The sequence below is a fragment of the Bradyrhizobium sp. 160 genome (genome assembly GCF_023073735.1).
Lineage (GTDB): Bacteria > Pseudomonadota > Alphaproteobacteria > Rhizobiales > Xanthobacteraceae > Bradyrhizobium.
On the sequence record NZ_JADPKD010000010.1, the window covers coordinates 1 to 16,325 of the forward strand.

General features: G+C 64.7%; 18 protein-coding genes. 8 read left to right on the top strand and 10 right to left on the bottom strand.

Features of this window, described 5'->3' with window-relative positions; translation table 11 throughout:
• Positions 1-443: 443 nt before the first annotated feature.
• A complete protein-coding gene (locus IVA98_RS05795; RefSeq protein WP_247275622.1) occupies positions 444-728 on the bottom strand; it encodes a hypothetical protein in 285 nt (94 codons plus the stop codon).
• Between the two features lie 286 nt (positions 729-1,014).
• On the opposite strand from IVA98_RS05795, the gene IVA98_RS05800 reads away from it, so the two are divergent.
• The gene (locus IVA98_RS05800; protein ID WP_247300796.1) at positions 1,015-1,461 is read left to right on the top strand and encodes a hypothetical protein; all 447 of its coding nucleotides are present in this window, start codon (positions 1,015-1,017) and stop codon (positions 1,459-1,461) included.
• Between the two features lie 186 nt (positions 1,462-1,647).
• Here the strand turns inward: IVA98_RS05800 and IVA98_RS05805 are convergent, their stop codons facing one another.
• Both IVA98_RS05805 and IVA98_RS05810 read right to left on the bottom strand, forming a co-directional pair.
• The gene (locus IVA98_RS05805; protein WP_247300671.1) at positions 1,648-3,156 is read right to left on the bottom strand and encodes an amidohydrolase family protein; all 1,509 of its coding nucleotides are present in this window, start codon (positions 3,154-3,156) and stop codon (positions 1,648-1,650) included.
• A gap of 555 nt (positions 3,157-3,711) precedes the next feature.
• Positions 3,712-4,554, bottom strand: coding sequence for a GNAT family N-acetyltransferase (locus IVA98_RS05810; RefSeq protein ID WP_247354448.1), 843 nt, complete (start codon positions 4,552-4,554; stop codon positions 3,712-3,714).
• Positions 4,555-4,662: 108 nt separating this feature from the next.
• Here IVA98_RS05810 and IVA98_RS05815 point away from each other — a divergent pair, with 108 nt between their 5' ends.
• A complete protein-coding gene (locus IVA98_RS05815; RefSeq protein WP_247300675.1) occupies positions 4,663-5,364 on the top strand; it encodes an SDR family oxidoreductase in 702 nt (233 codons plus the stop codon).
• Between the two features lie 8 nt (positions 5,365-5,372).
• On the opposite strand, the gene IVA98_RS05820 is transcribed toward IVA98_RS05815, so the two are convergent.
• Entirely contained in the window at positions 5,373-6,428 is a 1,056-nt protein-coding gene (locus tag IVA98_RS05820; protein WP_247334185.1) for a serine hydrolase, read from the bottom strand.
• Between the two features lie 284 nt (positions 6,429-6,712).
• Here IVA98_RS05820 and IVA98_RS05825 point away from each other — a divergent pair, with 284 nt between their 5' ends.
• Together IVA98_RS05825 and IVA98_RS05830 are read left to right on the top strand one after the other, a co-directional pair.
• Entirely contained in the window at positions 6,713-7,102 is a 390-nt protein-coding gene (locus tag IVA98_RS05825; RefSeq protein WP_247300678.1) for an ArsR/SmtB family transcription factor, read from the top strand.
• Positions 7,102-7,593 carry an SRPBCC family protein gene (locus IVA98_RS05830; protein ID WP_247300679.1) on the top strand — a complete coding sequence of 164 codons (492 nt, stop codon included), beginning with the start codon at positions 7,102-7,104 and terminating at the stop codon, positions 7,591-7,593. The genes IVA98_RS05825 and IVA98_RS05830 overlap by 1 nt, the downstream gene beginning before the upstream one ends.
• Before the next feature lie 195 nt (positions 7,594-7,788).
• Here IVA98_RS05830 and IVA98_RS05835 read toward each other — a convergent pair whose 3' ends face one another.
• Positions 7,789-8,124 carry a hypothetical protein gene (locus IVA98_RS05835; protein ID WP_247300680.1) on the bottom strand — a complete coding sequence of 112 codons (336 nt, stop codon included), beginning with the start codon at positions 8,122-8,124 and terminating at the stop codon, positions 7,789-7,791.
• Positions 8,125-8,332: 208 nt separating this feature from the next.
• On the opposite strand from IVA98_RS05835, the gene IVA98_RS05840 reads away from it, so the two are divergent.
• On the top strand, positions 8,333-8,830 hold the full coding sequence (locus IVA98_RS05840; protein WP_247300681.1) for a ferritin-like domain-containing protein: 498 nt from the start codon (positions 8,333-8,335) through the stop codon (positions 8,828-8,830).
• Between the two features lie 123 nt (positions 8,831-8,953).
• Positions 8,954-9,223, top strand: a complete 270-nt coding sequence (locus tag IVA98_RS05845) for a hypothetical protein (RefSeq protein WP_247300682.1) — start codon at positions 8,954-8,956, stop codon at positions 9,221-9,223.
• A 3-nt stretch (positions 9,224-9,226) separates the two neighbouring features.
• On the opposite strand, the gene IVA98_RS05850 is transcribed toward IVA98_RS05845, so the two are convergent.
• On the bottom strand, positions 9,227-10,201 hold the full coding sequence (locus IVA98_RS05850; protein ID WP_247354449.1) for a Bug family tripartite tricarboxylate transporter substrate binding protein: 975 nt from the start codon (positions 10,199-10,201) through the stop codon (positions 9,227-9,229).
• 37 nt (positions 10,202-10,238) lie between these two features.
• Positions 10,239-11,120 carry an IclR family transcriptional regulator gene (locus tag IVA98_RS05855; protein ID WP_247300684.1) on the bottom strand — a complete coding sequence of 294 codons (882 nt, stop codon included), beginning with the start codon at positions 11,118-11,120 and terminating at the stop codon, positions 10,239-10,241.
• Between the two features lie 211 nt (positions 11,121-11,331).
• On the opposite strand from IVA98_RS05855, the gene IVA98_RS05860 reads away from it, so the two are divergent.
• The gene (locus IVA98_RS05860) at positions 11,332-12,174 is read left to right on the top strand and encodes a hypothetical protein (protein WP_247334189.1); all 843 of its coding nucleotides are present in this window, start codon (positions 11,332-11,334) and stop codon (positions 12,172-12,174) included.
• A 4-nt stretch (positions 12,175-12,178) separates the two neighbouring features.
• On the opposite strand, the gene IVA98_RS05865 is transcribed toward IVA98_RS05860, so the two are convergent.
• The gene (locus IVA98_RS05865) at positions 12,179-12,841 is read right to left on the bottom strand and encodes a response regulator (protein ID WP_247300686.1); all 663 of its coding nucleotides are present in this window, start codon (positions 12,839-12,841) and stop codon (positions 12,179-12,181) included.
• On the bottom strand, positions 12,838-14,220 hold the full coding sequence (locus IVA98_RS05870) for a histidine kinase (RefSeq protein WP_247300687.1): 1,383 nt from the start codon (positions 14,218-14,220) through the stop codon (positions 12,838-12,840). The genes IVA98_RS05865 and IVA98_RS05870 overlap by 4 nt, the downstream gene beginning before the upstream one ends.
• A 195-nt stretch (positions 14,221-14,415) precedes the next feature.
• Here IVA98_RS05870 and IVA98_RS05875 point away from each other — a divergent pair, with 195 nt between their 5' ends.
• Complete coding sequence (locus IVA98_RS05875; RefSeq protein ID WP_247354450.1) at positions 14,416-15,300, top strand: DUF3280 domain-containing protein; 885 nt, start codon at positions 14,416-14,418, stop codon at positions 15,298-15,300.
• Here the strand turns inward: IVA98_RS05875 and IVA98_RS05880 are convergent.
• Positions 15,290-16,321: an L-idonate 5-dehydrogenase gene (locus tag IVA98_RS05880; protein ID WP_247300689.1), complete on the bottom strand. Its 1,032-nt coding sequence runs from the start codon at positions 16,319-16,321 to the stop codon at positions 15,290-15,292. The two genes, IVA98_RS05875 and IVA98_RS05880, sit on opposite strands and share 11 nt — an antisense overlap.
• Positions 16,322-16,325: the final 4 nt, after the last annotated feature.

Genomic DNA, 16,325 nt, shown 5'->3' on the forward strand with positions numbered 1-16,325 from the left:
CTGTCCGCCCTGCGAAGCTCTTCGCGCCGATGTGACCTAGCATCCACCGCCGCCCGGCCCGCGTGTCGTGACGATCGCGATACGCCCTTCTTGCTTGGGTCGGGTTGTCGGACGCATACGCTATTTCCGAATTTCGGTAAAGCGGAATATTTTGGATGGCGCGGGTTGACCCACGGCTTGGTGTTTCGCCCCGCCGGAAACGCGATATCATGTAGCCTGGACGGAGTGCAGCGTAATCCCATCCGTGCGGAGACAGCGCTCCCGGATTACGGTTTGCTCCGTCCGGGCTGCGCCCGTTATCGCGCGTGACTGCTTCAACATCGTCCTTGCGCTTGCAATGGCGCAGGCGGCGACAACGGCGATCTTCAGCTCACAATGTATGCCGCAAAAGAACGACCCGCCGCTCGATGAAGCGGCGGGTCCTTGCAACGAAGCCCGGCTCGCTACCAGTTGCGATAGCTGCCGGTCAGCGTGCCGTTGTTGTTGCCGTCAGGACCGACATCGCCCTGCGTTGAGCTCGGGGTCGGATGGCGGGTGCCGTTGTACGCGCCATACGGTCCGGCGACATCCGGATAGTACGCGCGCGGCTGAACCGGTTCGTAGGCGGGTGCCGTGCGGTCCCAACCCACGCGCGGCCCGTTCCAGTCGTAGCCCTGCGCCGATGCGGCTGTTGCGCCTGCGACGAGCGATGCCGTGACCAGGCAGAGGAGTTTTGACTTGTTCTGCATTGAAGATGCTCCTTGCTTGTGTGGGGGCCAACGGTTGCAATGCGGGAGCGTTCCGGACGTATTGGCCGGGGTGCGATCAACTCCGATCAACTGGTTATGAATCGCGTGCCGCGGAACGAAATGGCTGCAAGGGGGACGGAAATTCCGGGCGTTCTGCCGCCCATGTTCCCCGTTAATCCCGTGCCTTAACCAAAAATTAATTATACGTTTGCGGGCGGGCGACAGCCCGGCCTAGCGTGTGGTGGGGGAGCCGCCACCCGCGAAGCCAAACGAGTTGGTGCGTATGATGATATCGAGATCACAAGGGGCGCTATTCGCCTCGCTCAGCGCAGCCGCGCTGCTCCTTAGCCCCAGCGATAGTTTTGCCAGACCTGGTGGCGCCGCGCCCCACGGGCTGGCCGCCGCGCCTCCGAATGCAATGGCGCGTGCGCCGATCGGGCCTGGCGCCCGATTCCACCGGCGCAGCAATCCCTGGGTCTATTGGCCCGGCGGTGGCGGGTTCTTCTACGACGGTGCGACGTATAGCCAGCCTTTCGGCGAGGCGGCTCAGTCGTTCTCCAGCGATGTGCGCTATACCTATACGTATGACGTTCCCTGGGATTGGGCGCACCGATTCCCGCCGAATGTCGTGCCGTCCGACCGGCCCTATGTGCCGAGCTGCCCGACGGAGCAGGTGACGGTGCCCGGCCGCGGCGGCGGCGAGCACACCGTCAACATCATGCGCTGCTACTGAGCGAGACCGTGTACTCATAAAGCAATGTGGGCTCCCGAGGGCCGAGCGGAAGGTCCGCTCGGTGAGACATAGCGGACTAGATTCGCTCACCCCGAGTTCTCCGCTTCTTGACCCCGAGCCGGGGTCGGATTTGCGGCAGCCGCGCGTCCATTGCCAGCGGAGCTTGCCCACGCTCTTGGACCGTTCCTATGCGGCGCGAACGTAGCCGTAGCGCAGGTTCGATGGTTGCTTGGAAGCTTGCGTGTACTCGTTCTTGAGCGCCGCGAGGCGGTCCTCGGAAAAGGCTGGCATCCTGGTATTCTCGGCCGCCTTCAGCTTGATCTTGTAGAATCTGGTTGCGTTGCCCGCGAAGATCAGCTGCTTGGTAGCGCTGTTGGCGTCGCCAAGCGGTGCAAAGCCGTACTTCTTCTGCATATCCTCCGGGATTTCGAGCCGGCGCAGCGCCTCGATCTGCCACTGTGGTGAACCGTACCAGACCGAGTCGGTGCCCCACATGACGTGGTCAACACCCATTCCCTTTATCAGCGTGCCAATGAGCGCGGCGCAGAACTTCGGATGCGCCACCGCCGAGTTGGCAAAGGACGTGCCGAGCTCGGCATAGACGTTGGTGACGCCGAACTTCTGAGGGATTTCCGCGAGATCGGTTGCCCACTGGATACGGCCGGTCTGCTCGAAATCCGCCCACGCACGATCGGGCAGCTCGAGGAACGGCCGCAGCGCCGAATGATAGATCACGAAGTTCATCTGCGGCCAATCTTTCGCGGCTTTTCCGATGTCCCACGCCGTTGCATATTCCCAGACGCCGGCGAACGACTTCTCGTAATCGGGCGGCAGCAACCCCTTGTGGATACACAGCGTGTTGATGCCGGCTTTCACTGCTTTCTCGTAGAACGGATACATCACCTGCTCGTCGTCGAGCCGCCATGGGAACTTCGAGGGCGCCAGCGGATCACCAATCGTATAGGACTTCCAGGAATCCGGTTTGTAGATCTCGATCGCCTTGTCCACCTCGTCCATCCAGCCGGGTTGCTTGGGGGTGATGACGCTATGCGCCAGCAGGCGGCGCGAACCGGCGAAGTCGTTGATCAGTTCTCGCGCCTTGACGATCTGCTCATTGGACAGCAGCCACCAACTCGGGTCGTCGAAGGGCGCGCCGCTCAGGAGCGCCATGTTTGTGTCGCTGTCGTAGTAGATCTCTTTCACATAGTTCTGGAACTTGTAGCGGGCGAGCGAGGAGACGCCTTCCTCCTTCATCTTCGGATTCCAGTGCTGGCTCGCAAAGTCCGCCAGCCCCAACAGCTCCTTGTGGTCGAAGTCGTCCCGCACGAAATGAGTCTGGACATCGAAGATGAATTGGCCTGCAAGGCTCTGCGCGCGGGCCAGCATCAGCTCAGGCTCGCGGGCTTCAGCGGGCGCGACCTGGAAAACATTGCCGTAGATGTCGTTCATGGCGAGGAACGCTGCCGCCATGCCGCAGCTCGTGTGCAAGAACTGCCTGCGGCTCAAGCCGAGGTGCCTGCCGTTGACATCAGCGAGCTCGTTGATCCGTGCCTCGACTTTCTTTTGCGTATCGCTCTGCGGGGGCGGGAGATACTCGCCATTGGAGACAATCTGGGTAGGGATAGGCGTTGCCGCCGATGCCGCCTCCGCGCCCGCGACGAGACGCTGTTCTCGCTCACTAAGCCAGGTGCTCATTGTTGTCCTCCCGTTTGTTGGCCGTCGACCGCGCTAGGTGCGCGCATGAGGCGCGTGTGGCTACTCCCAATCAGTTGGCAGGACCGAGTAGTCGTACCTCTCCGGTTCAGCTACGCATGAAGCCATCACGCGCCCAAAGCCTAGGCGAATCTCTGCATCGCTTCATCCTGCGAGAGCGGCAGGCATACCCGAGAAACCACTTGCGGTTATGGGTATCATCGCTGATTCAATGCTCAAACTTCTACTCGCGCAAGCGATGTGATTCGGCAGTCACGCTGTCCCAACGCCGCATCATTCTTTATTCTTTCATCTGATTTTCGGCCCAGCCATCGCAGTTCGTGCAACCATCGAACGTGATAAGCTGTTTCCATCCTCCTCAAGGTGCGATGAGGATCGAATGAAGCGGCGGGAGTTCACAGCGGCTACTAAGGTGCTGCTCGATTCGCAAAAGCGTGCGGTGGCTCAGCTGGCTGGCCGTGCTGTTTGTGCCGCTTTTGAGGGATGAGCGGACATCTGGAGCACCCAAACTAAGCGCGTGATCTATGAGTACACGCCCTAGCCCAGCTCGAAGCTGGTCACGCCGAAGACGCGGTCGATCCGCAGCGGCCGGATCGGTCCCGTGTACATCCGCGCCGTCTCGAACACTGGTTTGAGCCCGAGCTCGCCCGCGAGCGCGATGGCCTCGCGATTGACGGCGGGGACATCGAGGAAGACCTCGCCGCCGGCCACACCTGCAAGCAGGGCCTGAACGATCGCTTCCGCCGCCGCGCGATCGTCGGCAACGAGCGGAGCGATCTTGTGACCCGTTTGGCACGGCCGGATCACGCCCCATGCGGACAGCTTGCCGTCGCGCAGCAGCGCGCGGCCGACATGGCCTGATGTGTTGATCCAGGCGTGCAGGAACGCGCTACGCGCGGCAGGGAAGACGGTGGCGTCATCGGCTTCAACACGTGCAAACGGGATGTTATCGAGGGCGACGACATCGGCAGGCGGTTTCGGTGGCGCGGCCACGGTGCCGCCATAGCGGATATTGGCGTAGGCGAGCTGGAAGCCCGATTTTCTGTAATTGTCCTGCTGCGCGACCACGCCATCGAGCCCGATCACGCGAGTGCCCGCATGCGCGATCGCCGCGTTCCAGATGCGCAGGCCATGGCCTTTGCCGCGAAAACTCTCGCGCACGATATAGAAGCCGAGGAAGGCGAAGCGGTCATTGTAATTGACGCAGGAGACGGTCGCGACCGGCTCGCCGTTGATCTCGCCGAGAAAGAAGCCTTGCGCATCGGGGATCGCGAAGCAGGCGGCGTCGGCAAGGCCCGGATTCCAGCCCTCGGCCGCGGCCCAGTCGATGGGGACGGCGATCTCCTCCGGACGCAAATTGCGGATCTGCAAATCGCTCATGACGAATGCTCTCGACGATGGACCTGCCGGCGGGTCTGGAGGTAGAAGGCCTCATGATAGGTCGGGCATGCGGCTCGCCTCAACGATATTCACAAGGGATGATCGGTCATGGCGGAGAAGGTTGCACTCGTCACCGCGGGCGGCAGCGGCATGGGGGCTGGGGCGGCACGGCGGCTGGCAACAGATGGGTTTCGCGTCGCGATCCTGTCGTCCTCCGGCAAAGGCGAGGCCCTCGCCGCCGAGCTCGGCGGCTTCGGCGTCACCGGTTCGAACAAGTCCAATGACGATCTGAAGCACCTCGTTGAGGGCGCGATGACCAGATGGGGGCGGATCGACGTGCTCGTCAACAGCGCCGGCCACGGACCGCGCGCGCCAATCACGGAGATCACCGACGAGCAATGGCATGCCGGGCTCGATACGTACCTTCTCAACGTGATCCGTCCCACCCGGCTGGTCACGCCAGTGATGCAGTCGCAGAGGAGCGGCGCCATCATCAACATCTCGACCGCCTGGGCGTTCGAGCCGAGCGCGATGTTTCCGACTTCGGCCGTATTCCGGGCAGGGCTTGCTGCCTTCACGAAAATCTTCACCGACGCGCATGCGGCCGACAACATCCGCATGAACAACGTGCTGCCGGGCTGGATCGACAGCCTGCCGCAGACCGAGGCGCGGCGCGACAGCGTGCCGATGAAGCGCTACGGCAAGGTCGAGGAGATCGCGGCGACGGTCTCGTTTCTGGCCTCCGACGGCGCGGCCTACATCACCGGTCAGAATATCCGCGTCGACGGCGGACTGACGCGCTCGGTTTGAGCGGCGCCTCAATGTGAGGCGAGGAGCCGCGCCAGTTCCGGCAGGATCTTGTAGCGCGCAATCTCGTGCGGATATTCGCCGCGATTGGCGAGCAGGATCAGGCCGAGCCGTCGCGCCGGCACGAGACCGATATAGCCGGAGGCGTTGTTGAGACCGCCCGGCTTGTCCACGACGGTGACGCCGGGCAGATGCACGCTCTCCCAGGCCATGCCCTGTCCGAATTTCTCGTCGATGCGGTGGGCCTCATGCTGGGTCATCCGCAACGCCTCGCGCAGATGAGGATCGAGCGAGCGGCCATCGATGCAGGCGGCAACGAAGCGCGCGAGATCCCGCGCCGAAGAGAACATCTGGCCCGTGCCGGAAAAGTCAAAATAGCTCTGCTGGTTGCCAATCGGGCCGATTGCCATGCCCTGGTCCGAATAGCCCTGGACCACGCGCCGTATCCAGGCCTCGTCCATGACAGCGCGGTTGTCTTCGCCGCGCTCGGGGACACAGGTCGCGGTCATGCCGAGTGGTCCAAGGATGCGCTGTTCGAACAGGGCCGCGATCGGAGCGCCGTAGCGGCGCTCGAGCACGAGCTGAAGCAGGACGTAGCCGGCATGGGTGTAGATGCGCTGCCGTCCGGGTGCGACGCCGGGCGGCGGTGCGAAGGCGTTCAGCATGGCGATGAACTGGTCGCGCGTAAACTGCTCGTCCGGCCAGGGCGGATGATCGGTCGGCAGCAACAGCCCCGAGCTGTGCGTGACCAGCTCGCCGATGGTGACGCGGCGGACGTAGTCGCCGTTCAGCTCGGGAAGGTATTTCGGCAAGCGGTCGTCGAGCCGCAGCTCGCCGCGCAGCGCACCGAGCGCCACGAGAGTCGCCTCGAAGGGTTTTCGCAAGGAGGCGACATTGAACAGCGTGTCCGGCGTCACCGGCCGTTTTGCCGCATCATCGGCAAAGCCGTAGGTGAAGAACTCGACATGGCGGCCGGCATAGAGGGCGGCGGCAAGTCCGCCCGCATGATCCGGCGTCGCGGTCGCCGCAAGCCCGTTTGCGACGATGTCGCGCATCTGCGCAATCATGTCGGAATCCGCCGAGGCGCGGCCGGGCAAGGCCAGTGCGAGTGGAACAAGCGCTGCCCGGGAGAGCGACCGCCGGGTGAGGTGCGATGAGGTGGCAACTGACGGCACGGCTCTGACGCATGATGTGATGCCCCCGCCGGGCCCGTCTTAACGTGACCGCGGGCACGGCCCAATTCACGATTGCGCGTTGCGGGTTCCGCCTGGCGGGGCCTGCACCCCAAATCACTTAGCCTGTGGGCTAACAATGATTGACGCGAGGCGGTGCTGGCGCTATAGTTAGCTTCATGGCTAACCAATTGTCCCGGCTCGACCAGATCTTTGCCGCGCTCGCCGACCCCACGCGGCGGGCGATCGTGATGCGGCTCTGCGCGGGCGAGGCCTCCGTCGGCGAGCTCGCCGATCCCTTCGACATGGCGCTGCCGAGTTTCATGAAACACATCCATGTGCTGGAGACGAGCGGGCTGGTGCTGTCGGAGAAATCCGGCCGCGTCCGTACCTGCCGCCTCAGCCCGGATGCGCTCATCAGCGCGGAAGACTGGTTCCAGCAGCAGCGTGCGGTCTGGGAGATGCGGCTCGACCGGTTCGAAGCCTATGTGATGAAGCTCAAAAAAGAGAAGGAGAGGGCGGCCGCCAAGCGTCCGTCCCGGACAACCAAACGGAAAGGTTCTGAGTGATGACGAGTTCTGCCAATGCCGCCCTTTCGCAATGGTCGCTCGACCGCGAGATCGTGATGTCGCGCGTCATCGACGCGCCGCGCGATCTCGTGTTCGAGGCCTGGTCCGATCCGAAACACCTGCCGCAATGGTTCGGACCGAAGGGGTTTAAGGTCGAGACCTTCGAAATCGACGTGCGCGTCGGCGGCGTGTGGCGCTTCAACATGGTCGGCCCCGACGGCACCGTCTATCCGAACCGCATGCGCTTCCGCCGCATCGAGCGGCCGTCTCTGATGGAGATGGATCACGGCGCCGACCAGGACGACGATCCCGGCCTGTTCCGCTTCACCGTCACCTTTGCCGAGCAAAGCAACGGCAAGACCGTGCTGACGCTGCGCCAATTGGCCTCGAGCACCGCGCAGCGCGACGCCATGATCGGATTCGGCGCCGTCGAATACGGCTACCAGACGCTGGACAAGCTGGCGGTGTATGTGGCCGGGATGAAAGGCTGAGAAGGGCGCAGTCATTCCGAGATCGATGCTTCGCATTGAGGTGGCTGCACGCGTTTTAGGTTCAGCAGCTCGGAAGGTTCTAAGTTCGGCAGCTCGGCACAGTCGGTGCGGCCCCAGCGGAGGGAATTCGCCGGGGTCGCATTAACGCGTGGCTCGGTCGTGCTCGGCTTTCGGAGGACCTGACCGATTGTCCCGCTAACGTCGCGGTGTGGTGCCGTCTGACGGTGGGGTAGTCTCGTTGCGCATGCCTTTGGGACTGGAGGCACCTTGTCCGCCGCGCTCCACATGCGTGATGTCGCCACCGCCGCCGGCTCCGGAACCGCCTGCGCCCGCACCGCCTGCGCCCGCACCGCCTCCATCGCCCGAACCTGCGCCGGCTCCCGCGCCCGCACCGGCGCCGGCACCAGCTCCGCCGCCGGCGCCCCCAGCACCACCACCGGCGCCGCCGCCGCCCGCTTGTGCGAACGCTGCGCCGACTGAAGCGCCGGCCAGCATCGCGGCCGTGAAGATCGTCAGAAGTGTCTTACGCATGATCTTGCTCCTTGAAGTTTTACCACGGACCAATCACGCGCGTCGCCAACCGTTCCTACGTTCATTGATGTTGGAGGACCTTCCGGCGGTGGACCGAAACGCCCGGCTCCGATGCAGGTCGCCTGCGGCAATCAGCCCGGTACCCTTAGGAACAATCGCCCCTTCTTCCCGGTTGCGGCACGAAGCCACTCAAACGGAGGACAGGAAAATGGCTGACGCAGCCCGCGATACGTTCGTGGTCGGACTACGCAATGCGCACGCGATGGAAATTCAAGCGAGAGAACTGATGGAGCGCCAGTCGGAGCGGCTGGACGAATATCCCGAAGTCAAGGCAAAGGTCACCGCGCACCTTCAAGAAACCAATGAGCAACTGAATCGGCTGGAGAAGTGCCTTGAGGCCTGCGGCGAGAGCACGTCCGGCCTGAAGGACACGGCGCAGTCGGTCATGGCCAATATGATGGCGATGGCGCATTCGGTCGCCGGCGACGAGATCCTCAAGAACACCTTCGCCAACAACGCGTTCGAGAATTTCGAGATCGCCGCCTACAAGTCGCTCCTGACGCTCTGCGGCGCCGCCGGTGCGCCCGAAGCCAAGCCGCTGCTCGAAGCCTCGTTGAAGGAAGAGCAGCGTATGGCCGCCTGGATCGATTCAAATGTCGAGAAGGTGACCATGGAGTACCTGACGCATCAGCGCCAGGCCGCGTAGCTCTCCGCGTTCCCAGGATATCGAACCACCGGCGCGCCAGGGCGGCCGGTGGTTTCTCACGCTTGCAATGGGGGCGTGCGTTCGGCGCCGAGGAACGATCGCTGCACTCCGGCTTTGGCAGTGATGACGCACATCATCTTCAGTGACTATCGCAACCCCGCCGCCGAGCAGGCCTTCGAGATCGCCTGGGATTTTCTCGCGCGGACCGGCGCCATTCACGACGAATTCGAGGCCTGCGTGTTCCTGGCGCAACGTATCGCCGTGATGTTGGACGAGGGGCAGACGAACCGGATCCGCATGGCCAATCGCGCGATCTCCGAATACCAGCATCATGTGGACGTAGCCGATAGCCTCATCCGCAGCGGCGGCCGCCGTGCCGAGGGACGTTCCTGACCGTCATTCGCCTTTGAGGCCGGCGTCGCGGATCAGCTTGCTCCATTTCTGCGTCTCGTTGTCGATGAATTGGCCGAACTCGGCCGCGGTGCCGGGGCGCACTTCGAGGCCCTGGGCGGTCAGCTTGTCCTTGATTGCGGGTTCGGCGAGCGCGCGCAGCACCTCAGCCTGGAGCTTGTCGACGATCGTGCGTGGTGTCGTCGATGGCGCCATGAAGCCGTACCAACCGGCGGCGGCCACGTTGGGAAAGCCCTGTTCGCGCAAGGTCGGCGCCTGCGGGTAGAGCGCGCTGCGCTCGGGCGAAGCAACGCCGAGCACGATGAACTTGCCGCTCTGGATGTAGGGCAGCGCGGTCGGCAGCGCCGTCAGCGTGGCGTCGACACGGCCGGCGAGCAGCTCGGTGTAGGAGGCGGCGTCGCCGCGGAACGGGATGTTGAGGCCCTTGACGCCGGCGTCCCGGAACAGGAGCTCGCCGGCAAGGTGCGGTTGCGAGCCCGCGCCGGGCGAAGCGAAGGTGAGGCCGTCGGGCTTCGATTTGCCGTAGGCGATCATCTCCGGCAGCGTCTTGAACGGCGCGTCCGCGCTGATGATCAAGAATAGCGGCGCGATGACCGCCATTGCCACCGGTTGCAGATCCTTTCGCTCGTAGGTCAGCTTGCCGAACAGCGCTTCGGCGGTGGCATAGGGGGCTGCGCCATAGAGAATGGTGTAACCGTCGCCCGGCGCATGCGCGACCAAATCGTTGGCGATGCGCGTGCCGGCGCCCGGCTTGTTCTCGACGATGAATTGCTGGCGCAGGCTGCGGCCGAGCTCCTCCGCCAGCAGACGCAGCGAGATATCGTTGGAGCCGCCGGGCCCGTAGGGTGAGATCAGCCGCACCAGACGTGACGGCCAGGCGTCCTCAGCGCGAGCGGAAAATGACGGGTTCGCCAGGCAGACGGCGATGGCGCCCAGCAATGTTCGGCGTGTGATGATCATGATGGCCTCCCGGACGTGGGGCGCCAGCTTTGTTTGTTCATGTCCTGGCGCCCTTCTTATTTTGCTTGCCTGTCTCGGCTGCCGGCTCCGCCGCCTTGACGATCGCGCGGATGCTGTCGGCGAGCGCCGCGATGCGCGGGCCGATCTCGCCCTCCAGCTGCCCCGGCTGGAGTCGGAATGCCGGGATGCCGCAATTGATCGAGAACGACTGCTTCGCTTCGCTCGCGTGAAACAGCGGCGCGGCGACGGCGTGGATCGAAGCCATATACTCGCCCCAGCAGGTGCAGAAGCCGCGGCTGACGCATTGAGCGAGGCCCGCTCGGTATTTGCCCTGGAAGGCGGCCCACAACTCGGAATCTTCGGCAACGATGCGCCGCTCCAGTTGGGCCGCTTCGGCCGGCGGCAAGATCGCTGCCGCGGCGCGGCCCATGGCGGTCATCACAACCGGAATCGGCATGCCGATGTCAGGGACGTGCGGGCCGACGTCGCCGGCGCGCGCAGTCTCGACATAGATCATGGAGGTCGCATCCAGCAGGCCGATCGAGACGGTGCCGCGGACACTCTGCGCCAGCTCCTGCATCATGGGCCGTGCAAGCTGGCGGAATTGCATGTCCGCGAGCAGCGGATGCGCCATGCGCAAGGCCCGTGCGCCAACGCGATATTTGGCGCGCCCGGGGGCGTAGCGGAGATAGCCGAGCTCGGCGAGCGTGTGCGTAAGTCGCGCCACCGTCGGTCGCGGAATCCCGGTCAGCGTCGACAGCTCCATGTTGCCGAGCTCCGTTGCTCCGGCCCTGAAGGCTTCGAGCACCACCAAGCCCTTTGCCAATGTCGTCGCAAACGCAGCGTCGTCTGCGCTGTCGGCGAGCACCGCGGCGGCCGACGAAGAGGCGAGGAGCGGTTTGGATGGGGAGCGGGCCATGCGGGCTTTAATGAACCGCAGGAGGATGGTTGTCCAATAAATTCAGGAATGCGCCGGTTTCTGTCCAATATGCGGACAAAGCTAAATTCCCCCGCCTGCTCAGGGAACGCGCGGAAGGCGCCGCTACACACAGATTTTTGTCGTGATCCCACGGCGTCTTGTGACAGGATTATTACGAACACATGTCACGTCGATTACAGCGGAGCGATTCATGTTGCACTGGCAGGCACGGTCAAATCCCCTTGCGTGGTGGTGGGGATCCCTGACGCTGGTCAGCGCTGCCAATATCCTCGTCTGGTTCATGCTGTACCGCGAGTTCTACCCGACCGTTGCGGGCAGCCTCAGTGGCGGCTCGGATATCGGCCTGATGTTCCTGCTGTGCGCGGCCTATGTGTTCGGCTGCGCGTTTCGCTCAGTGCTGCCACGCGCCGATGTGCAGCGTATCTGCCTTTTCGACACCTGGCTGTCGAGCGTGTTCGTCGGCCGTACGGTCGCAACCGTCGCCGAAGTCTGCTTCGCGGCGCAATGGGCGATCATTCTGCATCAGCTCGGGACCATGACCGGCGCGCAGACCGCGGTGAACATCGCGCTCGTGATCGTGCCGATCATCATCATCGCGGAGTGCTTCTCCTGGTACGCGGTGGTGACCACCAACTTCCTCTACAACGCGATCGAGAATTCGCTGTGGGCGGTGACCTTCTTCCTCGCCGGCATCGCACTGTGCCGACTGATGCCGGAATTCCAGGGCGTGGTGCGCTGGGCGCTGATCGCGGGAATCGTCGGCATCGCCTGCTTCCTCGCCTTCCTCGTCACCGTCGACGTGCCGATGTATCTCAGCCGCTGGCGGGCAGGGCACGCCGAGGGCGGCAGGTTCCTGGGCTTCCTCGAAGGCCTGCACGATGTCGCGACGCGCTGGGTCGTGACTCACGACATCGCGCATTGGAAGGGCGAGCTGACCTGGATGTTCCTGTATTTCAGCGCCGCGGTGTGGTCGAGCCTCGCGCTCTGCGCACTCTACGCCATGGAAGGCTATCTCACGCGCTACCTCGCCTGAGCGCTCAGGCCTCGCCGAGATCGACCTCGGTCAAGATTCCCTGGCGCAGCGCCAGCCGGACCAGCTCGATGTCGGAGCCGACGCCGAGCTTGTCCTTGATCAGCGAGTGCAGGTTCGCCACCGTCTTCGGGCTGACATGCAGCGTTGCGGCGATCTGCTCAGTCGTGTTCTCGGCGAGCAGCAGGCGGAGCACCTCGAATTCGCGCGGCGTGAGCACGTCGGCGGCCGAGCTCTCGCCGCCGATGCGGCTGAGCGCAAGCTCATGGTCGATGTCGGGGCTGATGGCGATCTTGCCGGCGAGCACGTCCTTCACCGCGCGCACCAAGGTCTCGGGCGGACTGGTCTTGGTGACGTAACCCCTGGCACCGGCGCGGATCGCCTGCACGGCAAAGCCGGCATTCTCGTGCATGGTGAAGACCAGGATCCTTGCGGCCTTGTCCCATTGCCGGATCCGCCTGACGGCCTCGATGCCGCCGATGCCGGGCATGCTGAGATCCATGATGACGAGGTCGGGTGCCTCGGATTTGTACAGCCGGTAGGCTTCCGCGCCGTCGGCCGCCTCGGCGACGACGCGCAAACCCGGCTGTTTCTGGAGCACGGAGCGATACCCCTCACGGACGACGGAATGGTCGTCGACCAGCAAGATGGTCGCTTCAGTCGCGCTCATGCCGCGTGCTCCAGCGCCTGCCGATCGCCGGCCGCGAGCGGAATGAACACGCGCAGCGCGGAGCCATTGGGGCCGGTCTCGAAGCTCAGCCGGCCGCGAAGCGCGGCGACGCGCTCGCGCATGCCGAGCAGGCCCATGCCGGATTTGACGGCCGCCTCGTTCGGCCGGCCGTCGTCCTCGATCGCGAGCGCGATCTCATTTTCCGCCATGGTCAGATGCAGACTGACCTTCCTGGCCCCGGCGTGCTTGGCCGCGTTGGTGAGCGCTTCCTGCACGATGCGGTAGAGATTGGCGCTGACGGAGGCGGGCACGCTCTCGAAGGCGCCGTCGAACCGGATATCGATGCGGGTCTGGCCGCGGCTGCGGCCGTTCCACCCCGACACCAGGCCTTCGAGGCTCGCGACGAGGCCGAGCTCGTCGACATCGGGTGGCCGCAACCGGAACAGCGCGCCGCGCAGCGTCTCCATCATGCCGGTCGCGGTCCGGGCAATGCAGTCGCACTCTCCCAGCAGCCCGGGGCAGTCCTGCGCTGCCGTCTGGCGGGCGGACGCGGCAAGCGCGCGGATTGCGGCGAGCGACTGGCCGAACTCGTCATGCAGCTCGCGCGCGAGATGGCGGCGCTCCTCGTCCTGCAGCGCGATCAGCTTCCGCGTCAGCTCGTTGCGTTCCGCAAGCGCGATATCGAGGCTCTCGGCGAGGTGGTTGAAGACGTCGCGGATGGCGGAGAGCTCGGCGAGATCGAACGGCGGCAGCCGGGTCGTGAGATCGCCAGCGGCGATCCGCTCGAGGCCGCTGCCGATCATCCGGGTAGGACGCAGGGCGCGAGCGAGTGTGGCATAGACCAGCGCACAAAGCAGCGGCAACGCGATCGCCAGCGCGATCATCAGGCGACCAGCCTCGTGCCAGGCCTCCGCCGTCTGTACGGTGGGATCGACCGAGACCACGGTCTCGCCGAGCGTCGTTCCGCGCACGATCACTGGCCGTGCCGCCTCGCGGCCGGGGTCGAACAGGCTGCGATAGAAGGCGGCGAAGGCTTGCGGCGGCGGGCTCGCCGGGGCAGGCGCGCCACTGCAGAAGCGCTGAAGCATCTCGCCGCTGGCGCTCCGGAATCCAAGACACAGACCGGGAGTCATCACATGGGCCGAAACCGGATCAAGGTTCGGAAAGTCGGAGCGGGGGCTAGCCACCCACTGGACCTTGCCCTGTTGCAACTCCAGTGTCTTCGCCACGATGGCGGCGATACCGTCGATGCGGGCATGCGCTGCGCGTTCGGCCGCAACAAGGAAATAGGCGGAGATCGCGGCGAAGCAGGCGGCCGATATTGCGGCCACGTGGAGCGTCAGACGGACCTTGAGATCGAACCTCGGGCGATTCCACATCGGCGGGCACCTGGTGCGAACGGGTTTTGTCGCTCGTCCATTAAACGGCAGAACGCAACCCGCGGGAAGCGTTCGCGACCTTCCGCAGTGCAACGTCGTGAAATTTTCCCGGCGCTCGTCGGGACAATTACGGCTGCGTGGCCTCAGGCGACCCGTCCAGATTTGCGGGGCCGCTCCATCCCACGAGGCTCCTTCATGCACTCCTTCCGGCTGATTCTCTCTGCTTTCTTCCTCTTTGGGCTCTCTTCGTCGCGGGCCGATGCCGAGGCTGCCATTGGCGTTGCCATGGACGATTTCAGCTATACCGATACCTCGGGCGAGCCAGCCAACCAGACCGCCGCCCACGAGCGGCGGCTATCGGCGTTCATGGCCGCGCTGAGGCGGGATATCGGCACGGACCGGCGCTATCGGCTGCTGCGGTCTGCCGAGGACGGTGCGGCGTTCAAGGTCGTCGGCGGCATCCAGAAGACCAGCACGCTGGTGCAATGGGCCAAGGTCGCCGTGATAGACGTCGGCGCCAAAAGGCTCGTGATGGACAAGCTCTACACCTTCCGCGGCGACAATGATGAATCGTGGGAGCGCGCCGAGATCTTCGTGTCCCGCGAGGTCATGGCTGCGCTCGCCATGCCAGCGCCGGTCGCGCTTGCCGTGTTCGACTTCGAGCTCGAGGACATGACAGCCGCTTCCGCGACCGTCTCGGCCGCTTCGGACGCCTCGCATCTGGCCGAGGTCAGCGCCGCCGTGCGCGAGGCGCTCGGCCAGTCCGGCCGTTACCGGATCATCGATGTCGGCGGAGGGGCGGCGAGGGCGGGCGCCTTGCGGGATTGCGGCGGCTGCGAGGCTGCGATCGCGCAGAAGCTCGGGGCGGACCAGTCGCTGATCGGTGTGGTGCGGCGTGTCAGCCGCACCGAATACACGCTCGGCTTCCAGCTTCGCGATGCCAGGACCGGCGCCGTGGTGGCGCGCGGCGACAGCGGCCTGCGCCTCGGCGCGGACTATTCCTGGAAGCGCGGCGCTGTGCGGCTGGTCAGCGACCGGCTGATCGAGAGTCAGCAGGCCACCGACGCCGCTAGAAAGTAAGCTGCACCTTCATCGATTGTGAGCGGTCGCTGGCGAGCTCGAAGGCGGCGACCGCGCTCTCGAATGGCATGGTGGCCGTGATCAGCGGCTTGACGTCGATCAGGCCTTCGCCCATCAGCCGCACCGCGAGCTCGAACTCGGAATCGAAGCGGAAGGTCCCGCGGAGCTGCAATTCCTTGGCGACGATGGAGTTGATCGGCAGCGTCATCTCGCCGCCGAGGCCGAGCTGAACGAGCGTGGCTCCGGGCCGCAATATGTCCAGCGCGGTACGAAGTGCAGCCTGGTTGCCCGAGGCTTCGAACAGCGTGTCGAACACCCCCTTGCCCGCGCGCCAGGAATCGAGCGCAGTGGCATTGGTGACGACATTGATCGCGTGCGTGGCGCCGAGCTTCTTCGCGACCGCGAGCGGAGCGTCCGCGACATCGGTCACGACGATCTCGGCGGCGCCGCCGAAGCGCGAAACCAAGATCATCAGCGCGCCGATCGGGCCGCAGCCGGTGATCAGCACGCGTTTGCCGAGGAGAGGACCGGCCTGCTTGCCGGCATGCAGACATACGGCCAGCGGTTCGGCGACCGCAGCTTCGGCGAGCGACAGTCTGTCAGCGATCGGTACGGCCTGCGTGGCGTCGACCGTAATGAATTCACGAAAGCCGCCTTGCACATGGGGGACGCGCATCGCGCTGCCGAGGAAGCGCATGTCAAGGCACTGGTTGCGCATGCCTTCCCGGCAATGCAGGCACTGGCCGCACGGGTTGCTCGGATTGACCGCAACGCGCGTGCCCGGCCTCACCTGGGTGACGCCGTCACCGACGGAAGCGACCACGCCGGCGATCTCATGCCCTAGCGCCATCGGCTGCTGGATGCGGACCACGCCGAAGCCGCCGTGATGGTAGTAGTGCAGATCGGAGCCGCAGATGCCGCCATTGGCAATCTTGACGCGGACTTCGCCCGGTCCGGGCTCCACATCCGGATAGAGGTCGATCCGCAGGTCTTTCGGGGCGTGAATGACGACGGCGCGCATGGCT

Excerpts from the sequence above, each read along its gene's own strand:
- IVA98_RS05795 (WP_247275622.1), bottom strand. The coding sequence starts at position 728 with ATGCAGAACAAGTCAAAACTCCTCTGCCTGGTCACGGCATCGCTCGTC.
- IVA98_RS05800 (WP_247300796.1), top strand. The coding sequence starts at position 1,015 with ATGATATCGAGATCACAAGGGGCGCTATTCGCCTCGCTCAGCGCAGCC.
- IVA98_RS05805 (WP_247300671.1), bottom strand. The coding sequence starts at position 3,156 with ATGAGCACCTGGCTTAGTGAGCGAGAACAGCGTCTCGTCGCGGGCGCG.
- IVA98_RS05810 (WP_247354448.1), bottom strand. The coding sequence starts at position 4,554 with ATGAGCGATTTGCAGATCCGCAATTTGCGTCCGGAGGAGATCGCCGTC.
- IVA98_RS05815 (WP_247300675.1), top strand. The coding sequence starts at position 4,663 with ATGGCGGAGAAGGTTGCACTCGTCACCGCGGGCGGCAGCGGCATGGGG.
- IVA98_RS05820 (WP_247334185.1), bottom strand. The coding sequence starts at position 6,428 with ATGATTGCGCAGATGCGCGACATCGTCGCAAACGGGCTTGCGGCGACC.
- IVA98_RS05825 (WP_247300678.1), top strand. The coding sequence starts at position 6,713 with ATGGCTAACCAATTGTCCCGGCTCGACCAGATCTTTGCCGCGCTCGCC.
- IVA98_RS05830 (WP_247300679.1), top strand. The coding sequence starts at position 7,102 with ATGACGAGTTCTGCCAATGCCGCCCTTTCGCAATGGTCGCTCGACCGC.
- IVA98_RS05835 (WP_247300680.1), bottom strand. The coding sequence starts at position 8,124 with ATGCGTAAGACACTTCTGACGATCTTCACGGCCGCGATGCTGGCCGGC.
- IVA98_RS05840 (WP_247300681.1), top strand. The coding sequence starts at position 8,333 with ATGGCTGACGCAGCCCGCGATACGTTCGTGGTCGGACTACGCAATGCG.
- IVA98_RS05845 (WP_247300682.1), top strand. The coding sequence starts at position 8,954 with ATGACGCACATCATCTTCAGTGACTATCGCAACCCCGCCGCCGAGCAG.
- IVA98_RS05850 (WP_247354449.1), bottom strand. The coding sequence starts at position 10,201 with ATGATCATCACACGCCGAACATTGCTGGGCGCCATCGCCGTCTGCCTG.
- IVA98_RS05855 (WP_247300684.1), bottom strand. The coding sequence starts at position 11,120 with ATGGCCCGCTCCCCATCCAAACCGCTCCTCGCCTCTTCGTCGGCCGCC.
- IVA98_RS05860 (WP_247334189.1), top strand. The coding sequence starts at position 11,332 with ATGTTGCACTGGCAGGCACGGTCAAATCCCCTTGCGTGGTGGTGGGGA.
- IVA98_RS05865 (WP_247300686.1), bottom strand. The coding sequence starts at position 12,841 with ATGAGCGCGACTGAAGCGACCATCTTGCTGGTCGACGACCATTCCGTC.
- IVA98_RS05870 (WP_247300687.1), bottom strand. The coding sequence starts at position 14,220 with ATGTGGAATCGCCCGAGGTTCGATCTCAAGGTCCGTCTGACGCTCCAC.
- IVA98_RS05875 (WP_247354450.1), top strand. The coding sequence starts at position 14,416 with ATGCACTCCTTCCGGCTGATTCTCTCTGCTTTCTTCCTCTTTGGGCTC.
- IVA98_RS05880 (WP_247300689.1), bottom strand. The coding sequence starts at position 16,321 with ATGCGCGCCGTCGTCATTCACGCCCCGAAAGACCTGCGGATCGACCTC.